Below are 21,972 nucleotides of genomic sequence, written 5' to 3'. Positions count from 1 at the left end.
CGGGTTATCAGTCCGGAGAGTCGGCGGAGTCCGCGTGGCCGGGCCGTTCCACCCGCTCGGCTCGCAGGAGGACGACCCCGAGCGCGCCCGACACGGGGACGCCGACGGGCAGTGAGAGCCCCGGGAGCCCGCGGCCGAGCAGCGCCCACGCTCCCCCGAGAACGAGTCCGGTCGCCAACAGGAGCGCGCCGAGCAGCGGAACGGGGTGGACCGGCCACGACGCGGCGCGCTCTTCCGCGCGGTAGTAGGCGACGGACGCCGCGAGCGCCGCGAGGTAGACTGCCGCACCCACGAGCCACGCGAGGTACGCCGGAGCGACGCTCGTGCCCGCCTGCGTGAGATACGCGGAGAGCGGGTCGGCGACGGCGACGGCGTTCGCGACCGGGAGACCGAAGGCGTAGCGCACCTCGACCAGCGGGAACCGGAGGTAGACGACGCTCCCCCCGGCGACCGCGCCGTAGTGGACGTTCCAGGGCACGAACGCGACGAGCCACGTCGAGAGCACCGCCAGTTCGCCCGCGTACTCCGAGCGGACCCAGACCATAGCTTCAGGCTGTATCGGCACGATATAAAACCGTGCGGAGTCGCGCGGTCGTGGACGAGCGGCGTCGGGTCGCCCGGTCCGTCCGCTGGACGGCCACACCGGCGGCGGACGCCCGCGAGCGGCGGCGTGCGGCGTTACGTTCATACCGCCGTGTACCCAACGCCAGCGTACGGAATGAGGCGCGACTACTTCGAACTGGAGGTGGAGAACATGGACTGGGTCGAGTCCGGGGAGGAGCCCCGAAAACCCCGGGTGTACATCGACTTCCACGGTCCCGACGAGGTGCTCCGCGAGCGGCTCACGGGGACCGACGGCGACCTGTTGGCGGCCGGGGAGACGGACGTGGCGTTCCGACTACAGGGGTCGCCCGACGACCCGACGGCGACCGGGGTGGTCGGCGTGACCAACCGACTCACGGGCGACTTCGTGCTCGAACTCAACGAGGACGCGGACGACGTGCTCCGGTTCATCAGCGCCGCCCGCGAGTACGGCCGTCACGACGACGCGGACGGGCGGTACCGCGTCGAGATCAACGTCGACGGCGAACCGCTCGTCACCTACGAGAAGGAGACGTTTCTCGTCTACGACGCCGAGGGGAACCTCCTGCGCCACGAGAGCCTCATCCCCTCCGGCGTCGAACTGTAACCGTCCGCCGGTCGACCCGCGGGACGACGCGCGCAACGCACGCCGGACGGGCGCCGGAATCGCAAGGCACATCCCGGGGACGCCCGCGTGTTCCCCCCGTGAAGAACGTCACCGACCGCGTCTCGAACCCGTTCGGGATGCGCCCCGACTGCGCCCGGTTCGTCCCGGGGTACGGCGACGCGAACGCCCACTTCCACGTCGTCGGCGACCACCCCGGCGTCCACGGCGGAAGCGAGACGGGCGTCCCGTTCACGGGTACCGAAGCCGCCGCCCGCCTGCAGGACGCACTGGTTCGCGCCGGTCTCCTGCGGGAGGGGGGCGACGAACCGTCGGTCGACCGCACGTTCCTCTCGTATCTCCACATGTGCGTCCCCGACGGCGACCCGACCGAGGCCGACTACGTCGACATGGAGCGGTTCTTCGACGCCGAGTTGCGCGCCATCGCGGCCCACGTCCTCCTCCCGGTGGGCGCGCGCGCGACGGACCACGTCCTCCGGACGTACACCGCGCAGGCGTGGAAGACGGAGGTCGACATGGACGCGCTCCACGGCCGGGAGATACGCGGCGCGGGGTGGCTCGTCGTCCCCATCGAGGACCCCGTGGAGTGGGACGACGCCGACGCCGACGCACTCGTCGAGGCGTTGGAGACGCTCCAGGCGACCGACTACCGCCGCGAGTCGGACCTCGGGCGGTTCGTCGCCGGGGACGAACCGTATCGAGTCCGGTGACGCGGCCGGGCGACCACAATATTTGACACGGTACCGCACCCTTTTGCGCGGCCGTGCGCGTGGTGTACGACGACGGTCGTCGGTCCGCGTCTGACTGTCAGACCGCACGCGAGACCACCCGCGAACAGCGGCACCCGACCGTCCACGAACCGGTGCGTCCGGCCGCCGCTCTCGCGGCCGGTTCTCACGACGCGACGGCACCCGAGAGCGACGCCTCCGCTCGCCCGTCGGCGGGAGTCGAACGGTGACCGCCGTCCCCGAGACGCCCATCTCGACGTCGCCGTCCGACTCCTCGACCAGCCGCGTCACTCGAGCGGACCGAGTTCCACCCGCCCGTTCCCGGTTCGGCCGAGGAGACGGGGACCGCCGTCGTTCAGTCGCCCGACGATGCGGCGACGACCGTACGTCGCGTCCGTCAGGTCGAGGTCCTCGACGGCGACGGACCCGTTGCTCGTCTCCAGAACGACGTCGAGGTCGAGCGACTCGTCGACCAGCAGGTCCACCTCGCCGTTCGTCGTCTCGGCCGTCACGTCCTCCCGGACCGCGCGGACCTCGGCCTCGACGCTGCCGTTGACCGCACTCGCGCCGTCGAACCCGGCGGTCCCCGTCGCGGCCGCCCGCCCGTTCACCGTCCGGAGCGCGACGAACCCCTCGACGTCCTCGGCGGTCGCGTCGCCGTTGGTCGTCGCGACGGTGGCGTCCCCGGTCGTTCCGCGCACCGCCGCGTGCCCGTTGACCGTCTCGGCGCGCGTGACGGCGAGTCCGGCGGGCACGCGGACGTCGAGCGTCACGGAGACGGACGGGAACGAGCGCTCCGGCACCACGGTCTCGACGGCGAGGGTTCCGTCCTCGCGGCTGGTCTCGACGCCGACGCGGTTCACCGCCTCCTCGGAGGGGCCGCGCTTCAGGACCTCGAGCACGACGGCGTCGCCGTCGTGCGTTTCGACGGTCACGTCGCCGTTGCGGTTCGAGACCGTCAGCGCGGTCGCACCGTCGACGGGTTCGGTCCGTCGCTCGCTGCGCTCGAACCCCGGGGTCCCCGGAACGTCGATACACCCGGCGAGACCGAGCGTCGCTCCCGCCGTCACCGTGGAGAGGTAGGCCCGACGAGTGAACTCCATGACAGATTCGAGGCTCGGTCGGAACTTAACGTTCGTGCGAACCGTGCGAGCACGTCCCGTGGGTCTCGCCGACTGGAAGCCGCACCCGCCGCCGAGTCAGCCGTCGCGTGCGAGACGAGCGAGTTCGTCGAGTCCCGCCTCGCGGACGGGGTCGCCGTGACCCACCGCGAGCACGTCCGGTCCGTCGGGTCCGAGGGCGGCGACGAACCGACCGATGCTGGCGCGGTTCTCGGCCGTGTCGTACGACGTGAGCCACGGCGACGGGCGGAGCGACCCGTCGGACTCGCGCACCATGTCGCCGACGAACGCCACGCCGAACTCCCGGTGGACGTACGCCGTGTGTCCGGGCGTGTGCCCCGGCGTCCGGTACGCGGTGAACCCGCCGAGTTCCTCCCGGTCGCCAACCCGTCGGACGCGGACGTCGGGCGGCGGGGTCAGGAACGCGCCGACCCGCTGGAGGAACGCCTTGTGTGGCGTCCACGGCGGACGGGCGCCGTCGAGGTAGGTCGCGTCGGGGTCGGCGATGTGGACCGTCGCGTCGAGACCGAGGTCCGCCAGCGAGCCGACGTTGTCGAGGTCGTAGTGGGTGAGGAGGACGCGGTCGACGTCCGGCGTCTCGTAGCCCGCGTCCGCCAGTCTTCCCACCAGGCGCTTCGCGTCCCACGGGGTTCCCGCGTCCACGAGCGTCACCTCCCCGTCGTCGACGAGGTAGGCGTTGACGCCGGTCAGCCCGAAGCGGAAGACGTGGTCCGGCGGGATAGCCATACGGGCGTATTCAGCCCCGGGTATTTAATTTCGTCCGGCCGACGACGGAGCGTTCGGCGTTCGAGAGACCCGACGGCGAGACGGAGACGCGGAAACGGCACCCCAACCCGTCGTAATCCGTCCCTTCGAACGGCGACGGTCGTGAACTATTCGGCCGGTATTAGTCGGTCCGCATCGCATCACGGCCGGGATATTCCATGAATTCGAACGACTCGCTGTCGAGGCGGACCGTCCTCAAGGCGGGTGCAGCCGCGGTGGGTCTGCTCGGCGTCGGCGCGCAGAGCGCGGCGGCTCAGTCGGACGACCACCAGTACTACCAGGTCGACCTCATCGAGGGCGACCCGATCGAGACGCTCGGGGAGACGAGAAGGGACTTCTACGGTCGGCAGAACCGGCTCGTCCAGTACGCGCACCTCGATGGCGACGAGGTCATCGAGCGCGACACGTGGCTCAACTCGCTTCGCCCCGGCCTCCGTCAGTCTATCACCGCAGAGCCGATCCAGGTAGCGGACGGGGTCGCCTCCGTGGAGTTCGAGACACGGAACACGCACATGCTCTCGCTTGTGGTCTACCCGCTTCCCGAGGGGGAGTTCTCCTTCGACGACGAACAGGAACTCATCGACTTTTCGACGGTCAACGTCAGTGGACGCTCTCGATTGGCGGTGACGCTCCCGTACGCGGCACCGACCGGGATGGAGGCGCTGGTGGTGAGGGGACTCGACGAGGGAGATGAGTTCGGGAGAGCAGTCGGGCTCGACGGGTCGACCCTGCTCGTCGCCGCGCCAACGTATACGGTCTCTCCGCGTTCGGGGTCCGGTGCGGTCTACGCCTTTGAGCGGGCAGGCGGGGAATGGACACAGGCACAGAAGCTCCTCGCACCGCCGGGATACTCCCGTTTCGGGACGAATCTCACCGTTGCGGGTGACACCGCGTTCTTCGGCAGTGATTACGCGGACAAGGTCGCGTTGTTCGAGCGAGAAGCCGAGACGGGAGCGTGGACGCTGCGGGACCAGTTCGCGTTTCCATTCAACCTCGGTGACTCATATGACGTGGACCGATCGGACGGTTCGGTCGACACCGATGGGTCGACGCTACTCGTGACGGCGAGTGCGTTTGTGTACGAGATCCCGTTTTTTGAGGTGGAGGAGGAAGAGCTGAGGGAATTCGCCTACAGCGCAGCTTACTTCCTAGAGTCAGATTGGGGGATGTGGCAACGGACGGCCACGTTTGCCGGTGAGGTAGGTAACGACTTTCCGTACATCGGCGACGGAGCGGTCTCGGGCGACGCCACCGTCGTCGGGACGCCGCTTCGGCGCGACGAGCAGGGGGCAAACCTCGTCGGCGGTGCGTACGTGTTCGAGCGGTCCGGCGAGGACGGCGAGTGGACCCGAGGACCGGTACTCGAAGGCGACTCTGCCGCGCCCTTTTTCGGCGAGTACGTCGACATCGACGGCGACCGAGTCGTCGTCGCGGGGAGTGATACGTCGGGGGGAGTCGACGTGTTCGAGCGGACCGGAACTGGATGGACCCGGACGGACACGTTGTCCGACGTCGGCGGTCCCGTGGTACTCCAGGGGGAGAGACTCCTGGCCCGCGGTCCGGGCACGGTGTACCTGTTCGAGAAACGCGGCGACACCTGGACGCGACTGGCGAGGGTCGACGACGAACCGTACCTGCAGTCGGGCCCCCGATTCGCGAGCGCCCTCGCTCTCGACGGGGACCGTGTGGTCGTCGGTGCCCCCAGCACGAACCGTCCGAACCGTCAGCAGGGAGCCGTCTACGTCGCCGACGTCTGACGCTCGCACCCACGACCGGGTTCCGACTCACCGGAACGACCGAGGGTCGGGTTCGGGTCCGAACCACTCTTCCCCGCCGCCCCCGGAGCGTCCCCGTGGAGCGAATCCGCCTGCACAACACCGCGTTCGAGGGGCAGAACGACGTCTACCTCCTCGACGGCCGCGACGGGAACGCCGGAGACGCGACCGGAACCGAGACGGTCCTGGTCGACACGGGCGTCGCGCTCCCGTCCGTCCGCGAGGACCTGGAGGCGGGGCTGGCGACCCACGGCCACGCGCTCGCGGACGTCGACCGCCTGCTCCTCACCCACTGGCACCACGACCACGCGGGGCTCGCGGGCGAGATTCAGGCCGAGTCGGGCGCGACGGTCCACGTCCACGAGGCGGACGCGCCGCTCGTGTCCGGCGAGGAGTCCCCGCTCGAACAGCGCGAGCGACTGCGCGCCACCGTGGAGTCGTGGGGGATGCCCGACGGTCCGCGCGAGGAGTTGTCCGCGGTTCTCGCCGACCACGCCGCCCTCGGCGGCGAACCGGTCGACGTGACGCCGTTCGTCGACGGCGACGCGTTCGACGTGAACGGGCGGTCGCTGGAGGCCGTTCACCTCCCCGGGCACGCGGCCGGGCTGACCGCGTTCGCAGACGCCGACGCGGACGAGGCGTTCGTCGGCGACGCGATTCTCCCCGAGTACACGCCGAACGTCGGCGGCGCGGACGTGCGCGTCGAGCGTCCGCTGGGGCGGTACGTCGAGAGTCTCCTCGAGATACTCGACCGCGACTGGGCGGCGGCGTGGCCCGGCCACCGCGACTGCATCGCCGACCCGGCCGGGCGCGCGGCGACGATACTCCGACACCACCGCGAGCGGACGGCGAACGTCGTCGACGTACTCGGGCGGGGACCGGCGACCCCGTGGGAGGTGAGCGCCGACCTCTTCGGGACGCTCGACTCCATCCACGTCCTCCACGGACCGGGCGAGGCGTTCGCACACCTCGACCACCTCGCGGCCAGTGGCGTCGCGGACCGCGACGGACGGGAGTACTACCTGACCGGGTCGAACCCGGACGTCGACGCGCTGTTTCCCGACGTGGACGCGGAGCGCGTCGACTGAATTCGACCGAATTCGCCGGCGACGACTGGCGGACCGCGTTCGAGGGCGACCCGCCGTCGGCGGACCCGGCGAACGCAACACTGAAACGCCGGAGCGGTCAATCCGGGGGCATGGAACTCCGCGTGCTCGACAAGACCGACGAGGAACTCCGCATCGAAGTCGCGGACGAGGACCACACGTTCATGAACGTCCTCAAGGGCGAACTCCTCGAGACGGACGGAGTCGTCGCCGCGACGTACGACATGAACCCCGAGCAGTCCGGGGGACAGACCGAACCCATCCTCTCTATCACCACCGACGGCAGCGTCGACCCGCTGGACGCGCTCGAGACCGCCGCGAACGGCGTCTCCGACCGCATGACCGCGCTGTACGACGAACTCGAGGCCGGCCTCGCGGGCGCGGTCTGACGGGACGAGACGACCGGCCCGACGGTCCGGTCACCCGTCGTCGCTCGGCGCTCTCTCGCCCGCGCGCACCGCGACGTCGAGCCAGTTCGCCGTCGGGACGAGCGGACACTCGTACGCCTCGGAGTACGCGCAGTACGGGTTGTACGCCTCGTTGAAGTCGAGCACCCAGTCGCCCTCGTCGGTCCGGTCGTCGGGGTCCTCGAGATCGAGATACCGACCGGCGGGGTACGTCTCCTCGCCGTTCGTCGCGTCCCGGAACGGCACCCACAGGCGGTGGTCGTCGCCCGCGGCGCGGTACGCCTGAACCGTCACATCCTCCCCGTCCACCCCCGGCCGGAACTCCCCGACGTTGCGGTAGCGGCGCTCGCCGTCGTGTGTCGTCTCGACCAGTATCTCCTCGGCGTCGTCGTGTTCGTGGAGCGGGAGTTCGAACCGGTACGCCGGGTCGGGGTCGAAGTACCGGAGGCCGGCGAAGTCGGCGCGCTCGGCCGCCGGAACCGGTGATTGCGGGTGGCCGGCGAAGAACTCGTCCTTCTTCCGTCGCTGTTCCCGGACCCGGTCGGCGTAGTCGGCGTCGACGGTCATACCCGTCGTAGCGCCTCGGTCCGGAAGAACGTTCCTCGAGCCTCGGTCGACGGCCGTCGTCACCCGACGGCCCGACCGACCGGCAGCGCCGGGGAGCGGGGAGGTCGGTGGTTCCCGGGTACGTCCGCGTATATCCCCGCGGCCTGCGGGCTTATCGCCCCCCCGTTCGAACGCCGACCGTGACCACCTCGACTGACCGCGGGAGCGTCGACGCGCGCACCGCTGGCAAGTCACTCGTCGGGTTCCTCGTCGCCGGCGTCGTCCTCTACCTGTTCGGCCGCGTCGTCGGGTGGGAGGAAATCGCCCGAACGCTCCGCGGTGCCGACCTGCGGTGGCTCGCGCTGGCGTGCGTCTCGACGGCGGTCTGCCTCGTCGTCTGGTCGAAGGCGTGGGACGTCATCCTCGCGGCCGTGGACGTGGAAATTCCGTTCCGGACCATCGTCGTCACCTACTTCGCCGCGACGTTCGCCGACTACGTCACGCCGTTCGGCAAGGCGGGCGGCGGTCCGTTCGTCGCGTACGTGCTGTCGACGGACGACCGCGCCTCCTTCGAGAACGCGCTCGCGTCGGTCGTCGTGAGCGATACGCTGAACCTCGTCCCGTTCTTCACGTTCGCGGGCGTCGGGTTCGTCGCGCTCGCGGCGACCGACAGCGTCCCCTCGAACGCGCAGAACCTCATCTACGGGCTGGCGGCGCTGCTGTTCGTCCTCCCCGGCGTCGGCTACCTCCTCTGGACGCGGCGCGACGCGGTCGAGGCGCTCCTCGTCCGGCTGCTCGCCCCCGTCGCCAGCCGGACGGACCGTCTCGACGTGGCGGGCGTCCGCGAGCGACTGGAACGGTTCTACGCGCAACTGGAGGTCATCACCGACACCGGACACACGGTCTGGTACACGCTCGCGTACGCGTACGCCGGGTGGGTGTTCTTCGCGGTACCGCTGTATCTGGCCTCGCTGACCGTCGGCGTGCGTATCGACCCGCTGCTCGTCCTGTTCGTCGTCCCCGCCAGCACGCTGGCGTCGTTCGTCCCGACCCCCGGGGGACTCGGCGGCGTCGAGGCGGCCGTCACCGGCCTGCTGGTCGCGCTCGCGGGCGTCCCGGTCGCCACGGCGGCCTCCATCGCGCTCCTGTACCGCGTCGCCTCCTACTGGTTCGTCGTCGCGGTCGGCGGGGGAGCGGCGCTGGTGCAGGTCCGCCGGACCTGAGCGAGCGGAGTCGTGGACTCGCCGCCGTCCGCGAGTACCGCGACTACTCCCAGTCCTCCCGGTCGTCCGTCTCGGGGTCGTCGAACGGGGCCGGGAGGTCGTCGACCGACTCCGCGCCGAACGCCCACCCGAGCCAGTAACCGACGTGCCACGCGAGGTGGTCCTCGTCGACGTCCGCGAGGGTGATCTCGTACCGCTCGAACCGTTCGAGCGCCGGGTCGGTGTCGTTGTCGTACCCGTATCGCTCCCCCGACGAACGGAACGACCCGTCCCGAGGGAACTCGACGACGACGTCCGCGGCCGCGCGGTCCGTCGTGAACTCCAGGCTCGCGCCGGGTGGGAGCGTCGACCGCTCGTCGGTCCGGTAGAACGCGACCGCTCGCTCGACCGCCTCCTCGTACTCGACGCGCTGACTCTCGACCACGTCCGGGTAGTCGGCGTACACGAACAGGCTGTCGTCCGCCCACGGGTTGTCGAGCGACGTGGCGTTCGGATCGGACAGGCCGACGACCCGCCCTTCTGCCGCCATGAACCCATACTCGTCCGCGTCGTCGTGGTCGTAGCCGAGGGTGTGTCCGAACTCGTGTTTGAGCGTGGCGAGCGTCGACTCGTCCGTGTACCCGGTCTCCACTCTGACGACCGTCGGGTCGGGCGCGGGCTCGCCTCTCTCGACGTTCGGCGCACAGCCCACCGACCGCTCCCCCCCGCACGCCGTGGTGACGTCGGCGACGAACCGGACCGTCACGTCGGCGTCCTCGTCGTCCGTGAGTCGGTAGGTGAGTTCGTAGCCGGTAGACTCGTTCTCCCAGAACCGGAGCGCCCGTCCGACGAGCGACCGATACTCTCGCGTCGCGTTATCGGGGGCGACGACGTCGACGGTCACCGGGGTGGCGCGCCACGGGTTCGACGGCGGCTCCGGGACGGCCGTCGGTTCCGGGGTCGGTGTCGTGGTCAGTGGTGTCGCCGGAGCGGGCGTCTCCGTTCCGGTCGCCACCGGTGTGGGCGTCGAATCCGGAGTCGCCGTCCCCGGCGGGGAAGTCGTCTGACCCTCTACCGGCGTCGCGCCGTCGGCCTGCGTCGCCGGCGGACCGTCGAGTACCGCACCGCCGCACCCGGCGAGAGCGACCAGTAGGCAGAGGAGGGCTGCCGTACGCATTCGTGTGCGGACGGACCCCCGACCGCTACTTCAATGCTCCCGACCGATTATCGCCGCTCGAACCGAGCGACGGCGCTCGCCGGCGTTCGCGGACGCTCGCAGGCTCACAGCCGGACGGGAACGTCCCGTTCGGCGAGGTACTCCTTGACCTCGCGGATGCCGTACTCGTCGAAGTGGAAGATGGAGGCGGCGAGCGCCGCGTCGGCACCGGCCTCGGTGAACACCTCGTACATGTCCTCCGGGCCGCCACAGCCCGAGGAGGCGATGACGGGCGTCGACACCGCCTCGCAGACCGCCCGCGTCAGCGGGACGTCGTAGCCGTCCTTCGTCCCGTCGGCGTCGATGGAGTTCACGAACAGTTCGCCGGCCCCGCGCGACTCGGCCTCCGCGGCCCACTCGACCACGTCGAGACCGGTCCCCTCGCGGCCTCCCTTCACCGTGCACTCGAACCAGCACGACTCCCCGTCGACGTCGACGTAGTGTTCCCCCTCCTCGTCGAAGCGGCGGCGGGCGTCGACCGAGATGACGATACACTGGCTCCCGAACGCGTCCGCGCCGGACTCGACGAGCGTCGGGTCGGCGATGGCGCCCGAGTTGATTGACACCTTGTCCGCGCCCGCCCGGAGCGTCTCCTTGATGTCCTCGCGCGTCCGGATGCCGCCGCCGACGGTGAGCGGGATGAAACACTCGTCGGCGACGGCCGACACCGTGTCGAGCATCGTCTCGCGTCCCTCCGCGGAGGCGGTGATGTCGAGGAAGACGAACTCGTCCGCGCCCGCCTCGTTGTACTTGCGCGCCATCTCGACGGGGTCGCCCGAGTACTCGAGGTCCGCGAAGTTGACGCCCGTGTACACCGCGGCGTCACCCTCCTCGTCGAGGTCCACGTCGATGCAGGGGATGATTCGCTTCGTGAGGGTCACTACCGGGGGTAGTTCCGACCGGTGCTTCACGGTTTCGACTGGGGTGGCCTGCCCGGCGTCGTCCGACGAACGAGAGCGGCCGGAGCGCCGACGCGCGGCGACCCGCCCGATGGGGACGTTCAAATAGCTTCGACCGCCAGTGGACGGTCGTGCGCCGTATCTCGACCGCCGGGCTCGCGGCCCTCGCCGTCGGCGCGAGCGCCGTCGGGATGGCCGCCGGCGCGGGGTCCGTCTTGCTCGGCGGGTCGGCCGCCGGCTGGAACCTCTTTCTCGTCAGCTTCGCGGTCTGGATGGGAGCGTTCGTCGCCGGGTTCCTCGTCCTCTGGAACCGCGGGTTCGTCGACCAGTGAGCGTCGACCGACGAGCGAACCACGAGCGATTAAGTGGCCGCGAGCGTCAGGTCCGAGTATGGCCGACCACCACGACCACGAGCACTTCCGCGAGTTCGACGACGACCGCGTGACCTCACCGATGCAGCCGTTCTCGACCGGCCGGGCGGCGGTCGGCGCGGGCATCGCGCTCGTCGGCCTCTTCGTCGCGTTCGGACTCCCGCTGCTCCTCCTGTAACCGACCCCGCGTACCCGCCGTCACGCCGGGCGGACCGGGCGGCGGTCGACCGCCGCCCGGTCGGCGTCGGTCGCGTTGCGCTCCCTGCCACGCCCTGCGCCGCCGGAGCGGTCGTCACCGTCTCGCCGGGCGGCGACAGCGGGGTTCCCGGGGTGCCAGGCGTCGGGGCGGGCGTCCCGGTCAGGCTCCCCTCCGGCGGCCCGGGAGTGGGGTCGGGCGGTGGCCCGGCACAGCCGACGAGCAGCACACACAGACAGCACGTGAGCAGGAGGGCTGAGCGTCGCACACCCCTCGTTCGACGGGCCTGCCTTTAACCGCTTGTGTCCGACCGACGGCCGCGGCGTGCGCCGCTCGACCGGCCGGGGTCGAACCGGTGGAGGTCTCCGACGCTCAGTCGAGTTCGCGTTCGATGACCGCGCGGAGGTCGCGAATCTCGGCCGCGTCGTACGCCAGTTCCGCCTCGCCGAGACTCACCGAGAGCGTGCCGTCGGTCGTCGCCTCGCCGAGCGTCTCGACGGGTGCGACCCCGTCGAACGCCGCGCGGACCGCTTCGGGGTCCGTCGTCTCCACGACCGCCCGACCCGGCGTCTCGTCGAACAGCGCGAGCCGACCGGGCACACTCACGACCGCGCCGGCGTCGTCGGTCACGCCCTCCGCGAGTGTGACCGCCAGCCCGCCGTGGCTCACGTCGTGGACCGCGAGCGTGTCCCCGCGGGCCGCGACCGACGAGAGGGCGTCGACGACTGCGGCGGGGTTCTCCGGGAGCGTGGGGAAACGGTCGCTCCCGCCGGCGTGCGCGAGGTACTCCGACCCGCCGAGCGCGCCCCCCGGAGCGCCCACGTGGAGGAGCGTCCCCTCGCCCGCGAACGCCGTCGGGGGCGCGCCGTACCCGTCGGTCCCGTCGGTCGTCCCGACCATCGCCAGCGTCGGCGTCGGCGGTACCGGGCCGGCCGCGGAGTCGTTGTACAGCGAGACGTTCCCGCCGACGACCGGCACCGAGAGAGCCGAACACATGTCGGCGAGACCGTCGACGGCCGACGCGAACGCGCCGTACACCTCGGGCTTCTCGGGGTTGCCGCCGTTGAGACAGTCCACCGCCGCGAGCGGCGTCGCCCCGACCGCTGCGAGGTTGGTCGCGTTCTCCAGCGCGACGGCGCGCGCGCCCTCGTACGGGGCGGCCTCGGTCCACCGCGGCTCCGCGCCCGACGACAGCGCGAGCCCGGTCTCGGCCTCGCGTATCGCCAGCACGGCGGCGTCCTCGCCGGGACGGACGACCGTCCGCGCGCCGACCTCGTGGTCGTACTGGCGGTACACCCAGCGCTTGCTCGCGGTGTTCGGGTGGCCGACGACCGCCTCGAACGCCGCCGACAGGTCGGAGTCCGGCAGGTCACGCTCGGGAGCGGTCGGCTCCGTCCGGTCGAGGTCGTTCATCGGCGCGCCGTCCCCGAGGAACTCCGCCGGGGCGTCGACCACCGTCTCGCGTTCGCCGTCCGCGCCGGCGAACGTGCAGACGTAGTTCCCCTCGGTCACCTCGCCGATAACCGAACAGCCGAGGTCGAAGCGCTCCGCGAGCGCCGCGACCCGGTCCACGTCACCCGGGCGCACCTCGTACACCATCCGCTCCTGAGACTCCGCGAGCAGTATCTCGGTCGCGTTCATCCCGGACTCGCGCTGGTGGACTGCGTTCAGGTCGATGCGCGCGCCGAGCCCGCCTTTCGCGACCAGTTCGCAGGACGCGCCGCCCAGCCCCGCCGCTCCCAGGTCGCGCGCGGAGACGACGAGGCGCTCGTTCAGCAGCGCCTCGTTGCACTCGACGAGCCGCTTCTCTGCGTAGGGGTCGCCCACCTGCACGGCGGGCCGGTCCTCGGTCTCGGCGTCCTCGCTCAGGTCCTCGGAGGCGAACGACGCGCCGCCCAGTCCGTCGCGACCCGTCGCGTTCCCGACGAGAACGAGCGCGTTCCCCGGTTCCTCGGCGACGGCCGTCACCAGCCTGTCGGCCGTGGTGAGCCCGACGCAGGCGACGTTGACCAGCGGGTTTCCCTCGTAACCGTCGTGGAACGCGACCGACCCGGCGACCGTCGGGACGCCGATGCAGTTGCCGTAGTGGCCGATTCCCTCGACGACCCCCTCGAAGAGGTACCGCGAGTGGTCGCGGTCGAACCCGCCGAAGTACAGCGAGTCCGCCAGCGCGACGGGGTACGCGCCCATGCTCATCGTGTCGCGGACGATGCCGCCGACGCCCGTCGCGGCCCCGTCGAACGGGTCGACGTACGAGGGATGGTTGTGGCTCTCGATGCCCAGCGTGACGTACGTCTCCTCGTCCAGCGAGACGACGGCCGCGTCGTCGCCCGGCCCGACGACGACCGACTCTCCCTCGGAGTCGAACGCCGACAGGAGCGGGCGCGACGACCGGTACGCGCAGTGTTCACTCCAGAGGTTCTCGAACAGGACGGCCTCGGTCCGCGTCGGCTCGCGACCGAGTTCCGCGACGACGAGTTCGCGGTCGGCGTCGGCGAGTGGCATTCACGTTTACGCTCGCATCCGGCGATGAAATGGCTTTCTATGCGCACGTTCGTGCACCCCGAGCGGCGGGCGTCCCGGTCCGACACGCCGGAAGGGAGTACCGGCGACGGGACGTCGATGGGGCGGCTACATGAAGCGCTCGGGGAGGTACGGCCGGACGGGAGCGGGGAGGGCGGCGGCGACCCGTTCGGCGAGGGTGGCGAGCGGACGCCGGAGCGCGACGTACGCCGCGGAGGCGACCACCAGCGCGACGACTCCGCGGCGAACGAGGGGCGCGTCGGCGACGACGAACGGCGGGACGGCGGCCGCGCCCGCCACGAGCAGGTCCTCGGGCGCGCCGTCGTAGCGCACCCAGCGGCGGGGGGCGAGCCACCGCCCCCGGAGGTGGTCGTACACCGCCCGCTCGGAGGTGGTCTCCCACGGTCGGAGTTCGAGGCCGCCGCCGAACGCGTCCATCCCGGAGTGGAGCGCCGCCGCGAGCAGGAACACCGCGGCCGCGACCGTGACCGGCGTCGGCGCCGCGAGCGCGAACGCGCCCGCGAGCAGGGCGACGGGCCAGTAGTAGACGGGGAAGTGGAGCGTGCGCCGGTGACCGGCGTAGAGGTCCAGGTCGGGAAACAGCCCGCCGGCCGCGCCGGCCGGGAGCGCGACCGGTGCGAGTTCGGGCGCGAGGAGCGACACCGCCGCTCCCAGCGTCCCCCCGACCAGCGCGTGTGTCGTCGCCATCATGCGAACTGGCCGCGAGTACGCCCCGGCGGTACTTATCCGTCTCGGGGGCTGCCGGTCGGCGCGCACTCGCTCTCACCACCCCGCAGCGGGCGCTCGACCGGCCGTCGTCGCCGCGTTCGTCCCCCGGACGGGACGCGACGGCGTGGACGGACCGCGCCGCTTTTCTATCACCCCCCAGTAGCTCCGCCCGTGTTATCGGTCGAGCTGCACAGCCACTCGGAGCAGTCACACGACGGCCGCGACCCGGTCGAACTCCTGCTCGAGCAGGCGGCCGCAGTCGGACTCGACGCGCTCGCGGTCACCGACCACGACCAGCTCGACGCCAGCCTCGACGCCGCCGAGCGGGCCGACGAGTACGGACTCGTCGGCATCGTCGGGATGGAAGTCACGAGCGCCGCGGGGCACGTCCTCGCGTTCGGCATCGACGAGCCGGTTCGGCCGGGCCAGTCGTACGACGAGACGCTCGCGGCCGTCCGCGACCAGGGGGGCATCGCGGTCGTCCCCCACCCGTTCCAGAAGTCGCGCCACGGCGTCGCGCCGCACGTCTCCGCCGAGCAGTTGGCCGACGCGGACGCCATCGAGGTGTACAACTCCCGGCTGCTCACCGGGCGGTCGAACCGGCAGGCGCGGGAGTTCGCGCTCACCCACGACGTCCCGATGACCGCCGGGAGCGACGCCCACATCGCGGAGATGGTCGGACAGGCCGTCACCGAGGTGGGGGCGACCGAGCGCTCCGCGGACGCCATCCTCGACGCCGTCCGCGACGGGCGGACGAGCGTCGTCGGACAGCGCACGCCGTGGCACGTCTCCTTCCGACAGGCCGCCGGCGGGGCCAAGCGCCGCGTGCGCCGGCGGCTGACCGAGATGCTGTAACCGTGCCGTCCGCTCCCCGCATCGACGGCGCGGACCCGGCGACCGTTCGCGCGGCGGTCGACCGGACCGACCCGCTCCCGGGGACCGCCGGGTTCGCGGGGGAACTCGACGGAACGCTCGTGCGCGACGTGCTCGGCCGCCGCCCCCTGTTCACCGAAGCGACCGACCCGGCACGGTGGGCGTTCGACCCGACCGCGCTGACCGACGCGCAGTCGTTCCCGGCCGGGAGCGTCCGCGACGTGGACGGGAGGGAGACGGAACGGGTGTGGGCGCTCCCCGACCCGCCGCCCACCCCGGGTGACGACGCGCTCGGAGCCGTCGAGGAGGCGGTTCTCCGGAGCACCCGCGCAGTCGATTCGGGGGGGACGGCCGTCGCGTTCTCTGGCGGCGTCGACTCGGCGCTCGTGGCCGCCGGCGTCCCGGACGCGCCGCTGTACGTCGGCGGGTTCGAGGGCTGTCACGACGTCGCCGCGGCCCGGGCGGCCGCCGCGGCGATGGACCGCGGCCTCACCGTCGTCGAGTTCACCCACGACGACCTGCGCCGGGCGGTCCCCGAACTGGTGCGGGCGACCGGACGGAGCAACCCGATGGACGTCGCGATTTCGCTCCCGCTGTATCTCGTCGCCGAGCGCGCGGCCGCCGACGGCCACGACCGACTCGCCGTCGGTCAGGGCGCGGACGAACTGTTCGGGGGCTACGCGAAGGTGGTCGACCCGGCCGACGACCACCGGGTCGACGCCGACACCGTCCGGGGCGCGCGACGGGAGACGGTGGCGACCCTCCCCGACCAGTTGGAACGCGACGTGCTCGCGCTCCGCGCGGCGGGGGTCGAACCGGTCGCGCCGCTGCTCCACGACCGGGTCGTGACCGCGGCGGTCGCGCTCCCGGGCGACCTGCTCGCGACCCGCGACGAGCGGAAGGTCGCCCTGCGCCGGGCCGCGGCGGGCGTCGTGCCCGCGTCGGTCCGGTCGGCGGACAAGAAGGCGGTCCAGTACGGCACGTACGTCTCGCGCGAACTCGACCGGCTCGCCCGGCGGGCGGGGTTCAAACGACGGATGGAGAACCACGTCGGGCGGTACGTGGCGTCGCTGGTCGAGTGAGTACGGGCGGGCCATCGCTCCGACGACGCTCGTTGCCCGGGACCTCCCGTTTCACTTCACGCGACGTCGGTCTCGGCGACGGTCTCGATGGCTTCGATACCGATTTCGACCGTGTCCGCGTCCACGTCGCGCTCGCGGAGGTCGGCGGGCGTGTACCACTCCCAGGCGGCCGCGGGTTCCTCGTCGTCGCCCGCGGGGTCGATACGGCGGGAGTCGGCCGCGGCGAAGTAGACGAGGTCCACGTGCTGGTGACCGACGGTCCCGTCCGGGTGGACGTTGATGTCGTACAGCATCGTGTACCGAGGAGTCGGGAGCGTCTCCCCGTCGGGCGCGGGGACGGGGACGGTATCGTCGACGAGCGTCGCCTCCAGCCCCGTCTCCTCGTACGCCTCGCGGAGCGCCGCCTCGTGCGGGAGTTCGTCCCGGTCGACGTGTCCCCCGGGCGGGATGCGGATGCCGAGACGGGGGTGTTCGTGGAGGGCGAGCGCACCGTCGTGGACGAGGTAGACCGTCGCGGTGAAGTGCCGGGTGGTCTCCATGGCGGCGGCTCGCGTGCGCGCGGTTTCGGTGTTGCGTTACGGCGCGAGCGACGAAAACGAGCGGTCGTCCTCGAAGGGCGTGGAAAGTTCTCGGGTGGCTCTCAGAGGTGGACTTGCTCTTCGGCCTCGAGGAGTTCGTGGTAGCGGTTGCGGATGGTCACCTCGGAGATGTTGGCCACGTCGCTCACCTCGCCCTGCGTCACCTTCTCGTTCGTCAGCAGCGAGGCGGCGTACACCGCGGCGGCCGCGAGGCCGACCGGCGACTTGCCCGAGTGGATTCCCTCCTCCTTCGCCGTCTGGAGGAGCTGGCGTGCGCGCCGCTCGGACTCCTCGGAGAGCCCCAGGTCGGACGCGAACCGGGGGACGTAGCTCTCGGGGTCGGCGGGCTGGATTTCGAGGTTCAGCTCGCGGACGACGTAGCGGTACGTCCGGGCCACCTCGTCCTTGCCGACGCGCGAGACGCCGGATATCTCGTCGAGCGAGCGCGGCGTTCCCGCCTGCCGCGCGGCGGCGTAGAGGCTGGCGGTGGCGACGCCCTCGATGGAGCGGCCCGGGAGGAGGTCCTCGTCGAGCGCGCGCCGGTAGATGACCGACGCCGTCTCCCGGACGTTCTCGGGCAGTCCCAGGGCACTGGCCATGCGGTCGATTTCGCCGAGCGCCTGCTTGAGGTTGCGCTCCTTCGAGTCGCGCGTGCGGAACCGCTCGTTCCAGGTGCGCAGCCGCTGCATCTTCTCGCGCTGGCGGCTGGACAGGGAGTTGCCGTACGCGTCCTTGTCCTGCCAGCCGATGTTGGTCGACAGCCCGTTGTCGTGCATCATGTTCGTCGTCGGGGCGCCGACCCGACTCTTCTCGTCTTTCTCGCTGGCGTCGAACGCGCGCCACTCCGGCCCGCGGTCGATCTCGTTCTCCTCGACCACGAGCCCGCAGTCGCGACAGACGGTCTCCCCGCGTTCGGAGTCGTTGACTAACTGCCCACCGCACTCGGGACACGAGAGCTCCGTCTCCTGTCGCTCCCCCTCGCTCTCGGTCTCGTCTGCCTGTCGGGCACGCTCGTCCGTGTAGCCGCGGACGTTCTCACTCATTTTTGGGTTAGGTGGATCGGAGAAACGCCGTCTTGTCCCGGTCCGTCCGAGTACTCTGTTGGTCCGGAAACGACTTATATCTGGTGGCAGATTCTGGTATCCACAATCGTGAAAATTACGAGACGGAGATGGAATGTTTGGAAATGGTCTTGTTCTGATACAAAACGCGTGTACCGATGAAGACACGCTGATCGACCGTGTAGGAGGCGTTGCTCCCGTACGGCAGTCGCCACGGCGATTCGGGCGTTCCCGTTCGGTTGTTCCAGTCGACGCCGTCCACGGTGGCGTCTTTCGATTCCCGCCGCGACAGGCTCGTCGGTCGCTGGTCGTCCGTCTGAGAGGCGGCGGCCGGTGCCGCGAGCGGTCGGAGACCCGAGGGGCGGCGGTCCGGCTGCGGGCATCGAAACCCTTACTCCCCGGCCGTGGCACCTCCCGAGCATGGCAGACGCCGTCGACCCCGACGAGGTCCGGCACGTCGCGGACCTCGCGCGAGTTGACCTCTCGGACGAGGAAGTAGCGGAGTTCGCCACGCAGTTCTCAGAGGTGCTGGAGTACTTCGAAGCGCTCGACGAGGTGCCGGCGGTCGAGTCCGAGCCGGACCTCGTGAACGTGATGCGCCCCGACGAGGTCCGCAGGGGACTCACGCAAGAGGAGGCGCTGGCGAACGCCCCCGAGTCCGAGGAGGGGTACTTCAAGGGGCCGCGGGTGTCGTAGATGGCCGACCTGAACGCCTTCGTCACCGAGGAGACCGTCGCGGGCGACGACGACGGCCCGCTCGCCGGACGGACTATCGCGGTCAAGGACAACATCTCGACGGCCGGCGTGCGGACGACCTGCGGGTCGGCGATGCTCGCCGACTACGTCCCGCCGTACGACGCGACGGTCGTCGACCGGGTGACGGCGGCCGGCGCGGACGTCGTCGGGAAGACGAACATGGACGAGTTCGGGATGGGCGGGACGACGGAGACGTCGGCGTTCGGACCGACGAAGAACCCGGTCGACCCCGAGCGCGTCCCCGGCGGGTCGTCGGGGGGGTCCGCGGCGGCCGTCGCGGCCGGCGAGGCCGACCTGGCGCTCGGAACGGACACCGGCGGGTCGGTCCGGAACCCGGCGGCGTTCTGCGGCGTCGTCGGAATCAAACCCACCTACGGGCTGGTGTCGCGGTACGGCGTCGTGGCGTACGCGAACTCGCTCGAACAGGTCGGCCCGCTCGCGCCGACCGTCGAGGAGGCCGCCGACCTCCTGAGCGTCGTCGCCGGCCCGGACGAGAACGACGCGACGACGCGAGACGAGGGCGCGGACGTCGACTACGCCGCGGCCGCCGACGGCGACGTCGACGGGCTGACGGTCGGCGTCCCGACGGAACTGGTCGATGGCGCCGACGACGCCGTCGTCGACGCGTTCGAGGACGCGCTCGCGGCCCTCGAAGCCGACGGCGCGGAGACGGTGGAGGTGTCGCTCCCCTCCGTCGAACACGCGGTGCAGGCGTACTACGTCATCGCGATGTCGGAGGCGTCGTCGAACCTCGCGCGGTTCGACGGGGTGCGCTACGGCGTCCACGGCGGCGACGGCGACTGGAACGAGTCGTTCGCTCGCTCCCGCGAAGAGGGGTTCGGCCCCGAGGTCAAGCGGCGCGTCCTGCTCGGGACGTACGCGCTCTCGGCCGGCTACCACGACAAGTACTACAAGAAGGCGCAGGACGCCCGCGCGTGGGTGACGCGGGACTTCGACGAGGCGTTCGAGGCGGCCGACGTGCTCGCCACGCCGACGATGCCCGTCGTCCCCCCGAAGCGCGGCGAGAGCCTCGACGACCCGCTCTCGCTGTACCTGATGGACGCGAACACGGTCCCGGTGAACCTCGCGAACCTCCCCGCCATCTCGGTGCCGGCGGGCGAGGCGGACGGGCTCCCGGTCGGGATGCAGTTCGTCGGGCCGGCGTTCGGCGAGCGGACGGTCATCCGCGCGGCGAGCGCCGTCGAGGACTGAGCCGCCCGGTCACCGCTCCCGCCCCTCGGAGGGGTCCGCTCGTCAGCCCCGGAGGAGGTTGAGTACCTCGTCGGCGACGTCGGACTCGACGGCGACGACGTAGCGGTTACCGGGGTCGAGGACGGCCTCCGGGCCGCCGATGCGGTTCCCCCGGTAGTCGACGACGATGATGCTCCCCCGCGGGAGCGTCACTTCGTCGAGGCGCTTCCCCGCGACGGGGGCGTCCTCGGCGCGCCAGCAGGAAATAGACGACCCCGCCGAGCGCCAGCCAGCCGACGGCGAGCGCCCACGTCTCCGCGTCGATGAACAGGCCGAGCAACAGGTTACAGACGATACCGAGCGCGGGCGTCACCGGGTAGAACGGTACCTCGAACGGTCGCCTGAGGTCGGGCTGCTGGCGCCGGAGGCGGAACAGGGCGACGTTCACGAGCGAGAACCCCAGGAGCGAGAAGAGGCTGGCGAGTCGCCCGACGGTGTCGATGGAGACCACGAGGACGGCGACGAGCATGACGACGGCGCTCGCGAGGATGGCCACGAACGGCGTCCCGTAGCGGTGGTGGAGTCGCCCGAGCACCGCCGGGAGCTGTCGTTCTCGCCCCATCGCGAACGCCACCCGACTCGACTCGATGACGACCGCGTTGAGCGCGCTGACGGTCGAGAAGACGGCACCGAAGGCGATGATGGCCGCCCCCGTCCCGAGCACCGAGAGCGACGGCATGAACCCCTCGGCGGCCTGCGCGACGGCCGTCTCGCCCGCGGCGGCGAGTCGCTCGGCGCCGAGCGTCCCGACGGCGACGGACACGACGAACAGGTAGACGACGACGGTGACGACCACCGACAGCAGGATGGCGCGCGGGATGTTCACCGTCGGGTTCTCAACCTCCTCGGTCACCGTCGCGATGAGGTCGTACCCTGGAACGCGATGAACGTCAGCCCCATCGCGGGGAGCACCGCCAGCGTCCCGTTCGGGAACAGCGGCGAGAACTCGGTCCCCCGGGCGACCGGAAGGCCGAGGACGACGAACAGCCCGAGGATGGCGATTTTGACGAGCGTGATGGCCGTCTCGGCGCCGCCGCTCGCCTCCGTCGACAGCGCGTTCAGCGCGACGAGTGCGGCGACGGCGAGCAGGGCGTACGCGACGGGCGGGCCGGGGAGCGTCACCCCGTAGAGGTGGACGAACTCGACGAAGTTCGAGGAGAAGCCGAGCGCGTACAGCGCGCCGGCGACCATGTACGTGAACCAGCGGGTCCACCCCATCACGAACGAGACGGGCGCGGAGAACACCTCCCGGACGTAGGCGTAACCGCCACCGTTCCTGGGAATCGCGGCAGCGAGTTCGGCGTACGAGAGCGCGGTGAGCGTCGTCACGCCGCCGTTGAGCGCGAACGCGACGATGGCCCCCAGACCGGCGATGTCGGCCGCGAGCCCCGTGAGGACGAAGATACCCGCGCCGATCATCGCACCGATGCCGACCATCGTCGCGTCGAGCAGGCCGAGGCTCGTGGCCGGCGCGCGCTCGCCGGCCCGGCTCACGACTCACCTCCCGTGCGGCTCGTCCGCCGACGAGGACTCACACACCCCGGAGGGACGAGTGCGCG

22 protein-coding genes and 2 pseudogenes are annotated in these 21,972 nt (G+C 71.2%); 12 read left to right on the top strand and 12 right to left on the bottom strand.

Features of this window, described 5'->3' with window-relative positions; all coding sequences use genetic code 11:
• Window positions 1–7 precede the first annotated feature (7 nt).
• Window positions 8–544 (bottom strand): DUF7549 family protein, encoded by a 537-nt coding sequence (locus tag AC6RUA_RS00480; protein WP_499814006.1) that lies wholly within the window; start codon window positions 542–544, stop codon window positions 8–10.
• Between the two features lie 174 nt (window positions 545–718).
• Here AC6RUA_RS00480 and AC6RUA_RS00475 point away from each other — a divergent pair, with 174 nt between their 5' ends.
• Together AC6RUA_RS00475 and AC6RUA_RS00470 are read left to right on the top strand one after the other, a co-directional pair.
• Window positions 719–1,189: a DUF5793 family protein gene (locus AC6RUA_RS00475; RefSeq protein ID WP_499814005.1), complete on the top strand. Its 471-nt coding sequence runs from the start codon at window positions 719–721 to the stop codon at window positions 1,187–1,189.
• Between the two features lie 98 nt (window positions 1,190–1,287).
• Window positions 1,288–1,917 (top strand): uracil-DNA glycosylase family protein, encoded by a 630-nt coding sequence (locus AC6RUA_RS00470; RefSeq protein ID WP_499814004.1) that lies wholly within the window; start codon window positions 1,288–1,290, stop codon window positions 1,915–1,917.
• A 305-nt stretch (window positions 1,918–2,222) separates the two neighbouring features.
• Here AC6RUA_RS00470 and AC6RUA_RS00465 read toward each other — a convergent pair whose 3' ends face one another.
• Together AC6RUA_RS00465 and AC6RUA_RS00460 are read right to left on the bottom strand one after the other, a co-directional pair.
• The gene (locus AC6RUA_RS00465; protein WP_499814003.1) at window positions 2,223–3,038 is read right to left on the bottom strand and encodes a DUF4097 family beta strand repeat-containing protein; all 816 of its coding nucleotides are present in this window, start codon (window positions 3,036–3,038) and stop codon (window positions 2,223–2,225) included.
• Between the two features lie 96 nt (window positions 3,039–3,134).
• Window positions 3,135–3,803, bottom strand: a complete 669-nt coding sequence (locus AC6RUA_RS00460; protein WP_499814002.1) for an MBL fold metallo-hydrolase — start codon at window positions 3,801–3,803, stop codon at window positions 3,135–3,137.
• Between the two features lie 197 nt (window positions 3,804–4,000).
• Between AC6RUA_RS00460 and AC6RUA_RS00455 the strand changes: the two genes are divergently transcribed.
• The 3 genes from AC6RUA_RS00455 to AC6RUA_RS00445 all read left to right on the top strand — a co-directional run bounded on the left by AC6RUA_RS00455 (window position 4,001) and on the right by AC6RUA_RS00445 (window position 7,112).
• Window positions 4,001–5,599 (top strand): hypothetical protein, encoded by a 1,599-nt coding sequence (locus tag AC6RUA_RS00455; protein ID WP_499814001.1) that lies wholly within the window; start codon window positions 4,001–4,003, stop codon window positions 5,597–5,599.
• A 95-nt stretch (window positions 5,600–5,694) separates the two neighbouring features.
• Window positions 5,695–6,705 (top strand): MBL fold metallo-hydrolase, encoded by a 1,011-nt coding sequence (locus tag AC6RUA_RS00450; protein ID WP_499814000.1) that lies wholly within the window; start codon window positions 5,695–5,697, stop codon window positions 6,703–6,705.
• A gap of 110 nt (window positions 6,706–6,815) precedes the next feature.
• A complete protein-coding gene (locus AC6RUA_RS00445; protein ID WP_499813999.1) occupies window positions 6,816–7,112 on the top strand; it encodes a DNA-directed RNA polymerase subunit L in 297 nt (98 codons plus the stop codon).
• A 30-nt stretch (window positions 7,113–7,142) separates the two neighbouring features.
• Here the strand turns inward: AC6RUA_RS00445 and AC6RUA_RS00440 are convergent, their stop codons facing one another.
• A complete protein-coding gene (locus AC6RUA_RS00440; RefSeq protein WP_499813998.1) occupies window positions 7,143–7,697 on the bottom strand; it encodes a DUF1684 domain-containing protein in 555 nt (184 codons plus the stop codon).
• 179 nt (window positions 7,698–7,876) lie between these two features.
• Here AC6RUA_RS00440 and AC6RUA_RS00435 point away from each other — a divergent pair, with 179 nt between their 5' ends.
• Window positions 7,877–8,899 carry a lysylphosphatidylglycerol synthase transmembrane domain-containing protein gene (locus AC6RUA_RS00435; protein ID WP_499813997.1) on the top strand — a complete coding sequence of 341 codons (1,023 nt, stop codon included), beginning with the start codon at window positions 7,877–7,879 and terminating at the stop codon, window positions 8,897–8,899.
• A 43-nt stretch (window positions 8,900–8,942) separates the two neighbouring features.
• Here AC6RUA_RS00435 and AC6RUA_RS00430 read toward each other — a convergent pair whose 3' ends face one another.
• Together AC6RUA_RS00430 and hisF are read right to left on the bottom strand one after the other, a co-directional pair.
• A complete protein-coding gene (locus tag AC6RUA_RS00430) occupies window positions 8,943–10,055 on the bottom strand; it encodes a zinc metalloprotease (RefSeq protein WP_499813996.1) in 1,113 nt (370 codons plus the stop codon).
• A gap of 104 nt (window positions 10,056–10,159) precedes the next feature.
• A complete protein-coding gene (hisF, locus tag AC6RUA_RS00425; protein ID WP_499813995.1) occupies window positions 10,160–10,975 on the bottom strand; it encodes an imidazole glycerol phosphate synthase subunit HisF in 816 nt (271 codons plus the stop codon).
• A gap of 149 nt (window positions 10,976–11,124) precedes the next feature.
• Between hisF and AC6RUA_RS00420 the strand changes: the two genes are divergently transcribed.
• Both AC6RUA_RS00420 and AC6RUA_RS00415 read left to right on the top strand, forming a co-directional pair.
• On the top strand, window positions 11,125–11,325 hold the full coding sequence (locus AC6RUA_RS00420) for a hypothetical protein (RefSeq protein WP_499813994.1): 201 nt from the start codon (window positions 11,125–11,127) through the stop codon (window positions 11,323–11,325).
• Between the two features lie 58 nt (window positions 11,326–11,383).
• Complete coding sequence (locus AC6RUA_RS00415) at window positions 11,384–11,542, top strand: DUF7550 family protein (RefSeq protein ID WP_499813993.1); 159 nt, start codon at window positions 11,384–11,386, stop codon at window positions 11,540–11,542.
• A gap of 390 nt (window positions 11,543–11,932) precedes the next feature.
• Here the strand turns inward: AC6RUA_RS00415 and purL are convergent, their stop codons facing one another.
• Complete coding sequence (purL, locus tag AC6RUA_RS00410; protein WP_499813992.1) at window positions 11,933–14,065, bottom strand: phosphoribosylformylglycinamidine synthase subunit PurL; 2,133 nt, start codon at window positions 14,063–14,065, stop codon at window positions 11,933–11,935.
• A 126-nt stretch (window positions 14,066–14,191) separates the two neighbouring features.
• Window positions 14,192–14,794 carry a metal-dependent hydrolase gene (locus tag AC6RUA_RS00405; RefSeq protein WP_499813991.1) on the bottom strand — a complete coding sequence of 201 codons (603 nt, stop codon included), beginning with the start codon at window positions 14,792–14,794 and terminating at the stop codon, window positions 14,192–14,194.
• A 189-nt stretch (window positions 14,795–14,983) separates the two neighbouring features.
• Here AC6RUA_RS00405 and AC6RUA_RS00400 point away from each other — a divergent pair, with 189 nt between their 5' ends.
• Window positions 14,984–15,667, top strand: coding sequence for a PHP domain-containing protein (locus AC6RUA_RS00400; protein ID WP_499813990.1), 684 nt, complete (start codon window positions 14,984–14,986; stop codon window positions 15,665–15,667).
• Between the two features lie 20 nt (window positions 15,668–15,687).
• Entirely contained in the window at window positions 15,688–16,767 is a 1,080-nt protein-coding gene (locus AC6RUA_RS00395; RefSeq protein WP_499815462.1) for an asparagine synthase C-terminal domain-containing protein, read from the top strand.
• A gap of 56 nt (window positions 16,768–16,823) precedes the next feature.
• Here AC6RUA_RS00395 and AC6RUA_RS00390 read toward each other — a convergent pair whose 3' ends face one another.
• Together AC6RUA_RS00390 and AC6RUA_RS00385 are read right to left on the bottom strand one after the other, a co-directional pair.
• Window positions 16,824–17,306, bottom strand: a complete 483-nt coding sequence (locus AC6RUA_RS00390; RefSeq protein ID WP_499813989.1) for an NUDIX hydrolase — start codon at window positions 17,304–17,306, stop codon at window positions 16,824–16,826.
• A 101-nt stretch (window positions 17,307–17,407) separates the two neighbouring features.
• Complete coding sequence (locus AC6RUA_RS00385) at window positions 17,408–18,388, bottom strand: transcription initiation factor IIB (protein ID WP_499813988.1); 981 nt, start codon at window positions 18,386–18,388, stop codon at window positions 17,408–17,410.
• Window positions 18,389–18,826: 438 nt separating this feature from the next.
• On the opposite strand from AC6RUA_RS00385, the gene gatC reads away from it, so the two are divergent.
• Both gatC and gatA read left to right on the top strand, forming a co-directional pair.
• Entirely contained in the window at window positions 18,827–19,102 is a 276-nt protein-coding gene (gatC, locus tag AC6RUA_RS00380; RefSeq protein WP_499813987.1) for an Asp-tRNA(Asn)/Glu-tRNA(Gln) amidotransferase subunit GatC, read from the top strand.
• On the top strand, window positions 19,103–20,374 hold the full coding sequence (gene gatA / locus AC6RUA_RS00375; RefSeq protein ID WP_499813986.1) for an Asp-tRNA(Asn)/Glu-tRNA(Gln) amidotransferase subunit GatA: 1,272 nt from the start codon (window positions 19,103–19,105) through the stop codon (window positions 20,372–20,374).
• Between the two features lie 42 nt (window positions 20,375–20,416).
• Here gatA and AC6RUA_RS00370 read toward each other — a convergent pair.
• Window positions 20,417–20,605: pseudogene (locus AC6RUA_RS00370) on the bottom strand (TrkA C-terminal domain-containing protein); the annotation flags it as partial.
• A pseudogene (locus AC6RUA_RS00365) lies at window positions 20,601–21,907 on the bottom strand (APC family permease); the annotation flags it as partial. The pseudogenes AC6RUA_RS00365 and AC6RUA_RS00370, both read right to left, overlap by 5 nt.
• Window positions 21,908–21,972 lie beyond the last annotated feature (65 nt).

The organism is Halorarum sp. SLYT50 (genome assembly GCF_059821265.1).
The sequence above is the reverse complement of the archived record's forward strand: the minus strand, read 5'-3'. Positions and strand labels throughout refer to the sequence as shown.

What these genes read in the sequence shown, in the direction of transcription:
- gatA (WP_499813986.1), top strand. Translation starts at nt 19,103, where the DNA reads ATGGCCGACCTGAACGCCTTCGTCACCGAGGAGACCGTCGCGGGCGAC.
- AC6RUA_RS00465 (WP_499814003.1), bottom strand. Translation starts at nt 3,038, where the DNA reads ATGGAGTTCACTCGTCGGGCCTACCTCTCCACGGTGACGGCGGGAGCG.
- AC6RUA_RS00390 (WP_499813989.1), bottom strand. Translation starts at nt 17,306, where the DNA reads ATGGAGACCACCCGGCACTTCACCGCGACGGTCTACCTCGTCCACGAC.
- AC6RUA_RS00405 (WP_499813991.1), bottom strand. Translation starts at nt 14,794, where the DNA reads ATGATGGCGACGACACACGCGCTGGTCGGGGGGACGCTGGGAGCGGCG.
- AC6RUA_RS00480 (WP_499814006.1), bottom strand. Translation starts at nt 544, where the DNA reads ATGGTCTGGGTCCGCTCGGAGTACGCGGGCGAACTGGCGGTGCTCTCG.
- AC6RUA_RS00475 (WP_499814005.1), top strand. Translation starts at nt 719, where the DNA reads ATGAGGCGCGACTACTTCGAACTGGAGGTGGAGAACATGGACTGGGTC.
- AC6RUA_RS00430 (WP_499813996.1), bottom strand. Translation starts at nt 10,055, where the DNA reads ATGCGTACGGCAGCCCTCCTCTGCCTACTGGTCGCTCTCGCCGGGTGC.
- AC6RUA_RS00460 (WP_499814002.1), bottom strand. Translation starts at nt 3,803, where the DNA reads ATGGCTATCCCGCCGGACCACGTCTTCCGCTTCGGGCTGACCGGCGTC.
- AC6RUA_RS00385 (WP_499813988.1), bottom strand. Translation starts at nt 18,388, where the DNA reads ATGAGTGAGAACGTCCGCGGCTACACGGACGAGCGTGCCCGACAGGCA.
- purL (WP_499813992.1), bottom strand. Translation starts at nt 14,065, where the DNA reads ATGCCACTCGCCGACGCCGACCGCGAACTCGTCGTCGCGGAACTCGGT.
- AC6RUA_RS00415 (WP_499813993.1), top strand. Translation starts at nt 11,384, where the DNA reads ATGGCCGACCACCACGACCACGAGCACTTCCGCGAGTTCGACGACGAC.
- AC6RUA_RS00455 (WP_499814001.1), top strand. Translation starts at nt 4,001, where the DNA reads ATGAATTCGAACGACTCGCTGTCGAGGCGGACCGTCCTCAAGGCGGGT.
- AC6RUA_RS00440 (WP_499813998.1), bottom strand. Translation starts at nt 7,697, where the DNA reads ATGACCGTCGACGCCGACTACGCCGACCGGGTCCGGGAACAGCGACGG.
- gatC (WP_499813987.1), top strand. Translation starts at nt 18,827, where the DNA reads ATGGCAGACGCCGTCGACCCCGACGAGGTCCGGCACGTCGCGGACCTC.
- AC6RUA_RS00445 (WP_499813999.1), top strand. Translation starts at nt 6,816, where the DNA reads ATGGAACTCCGCGTGCTCGACAAGACCGACGAGGAACTCCGCATCGAA.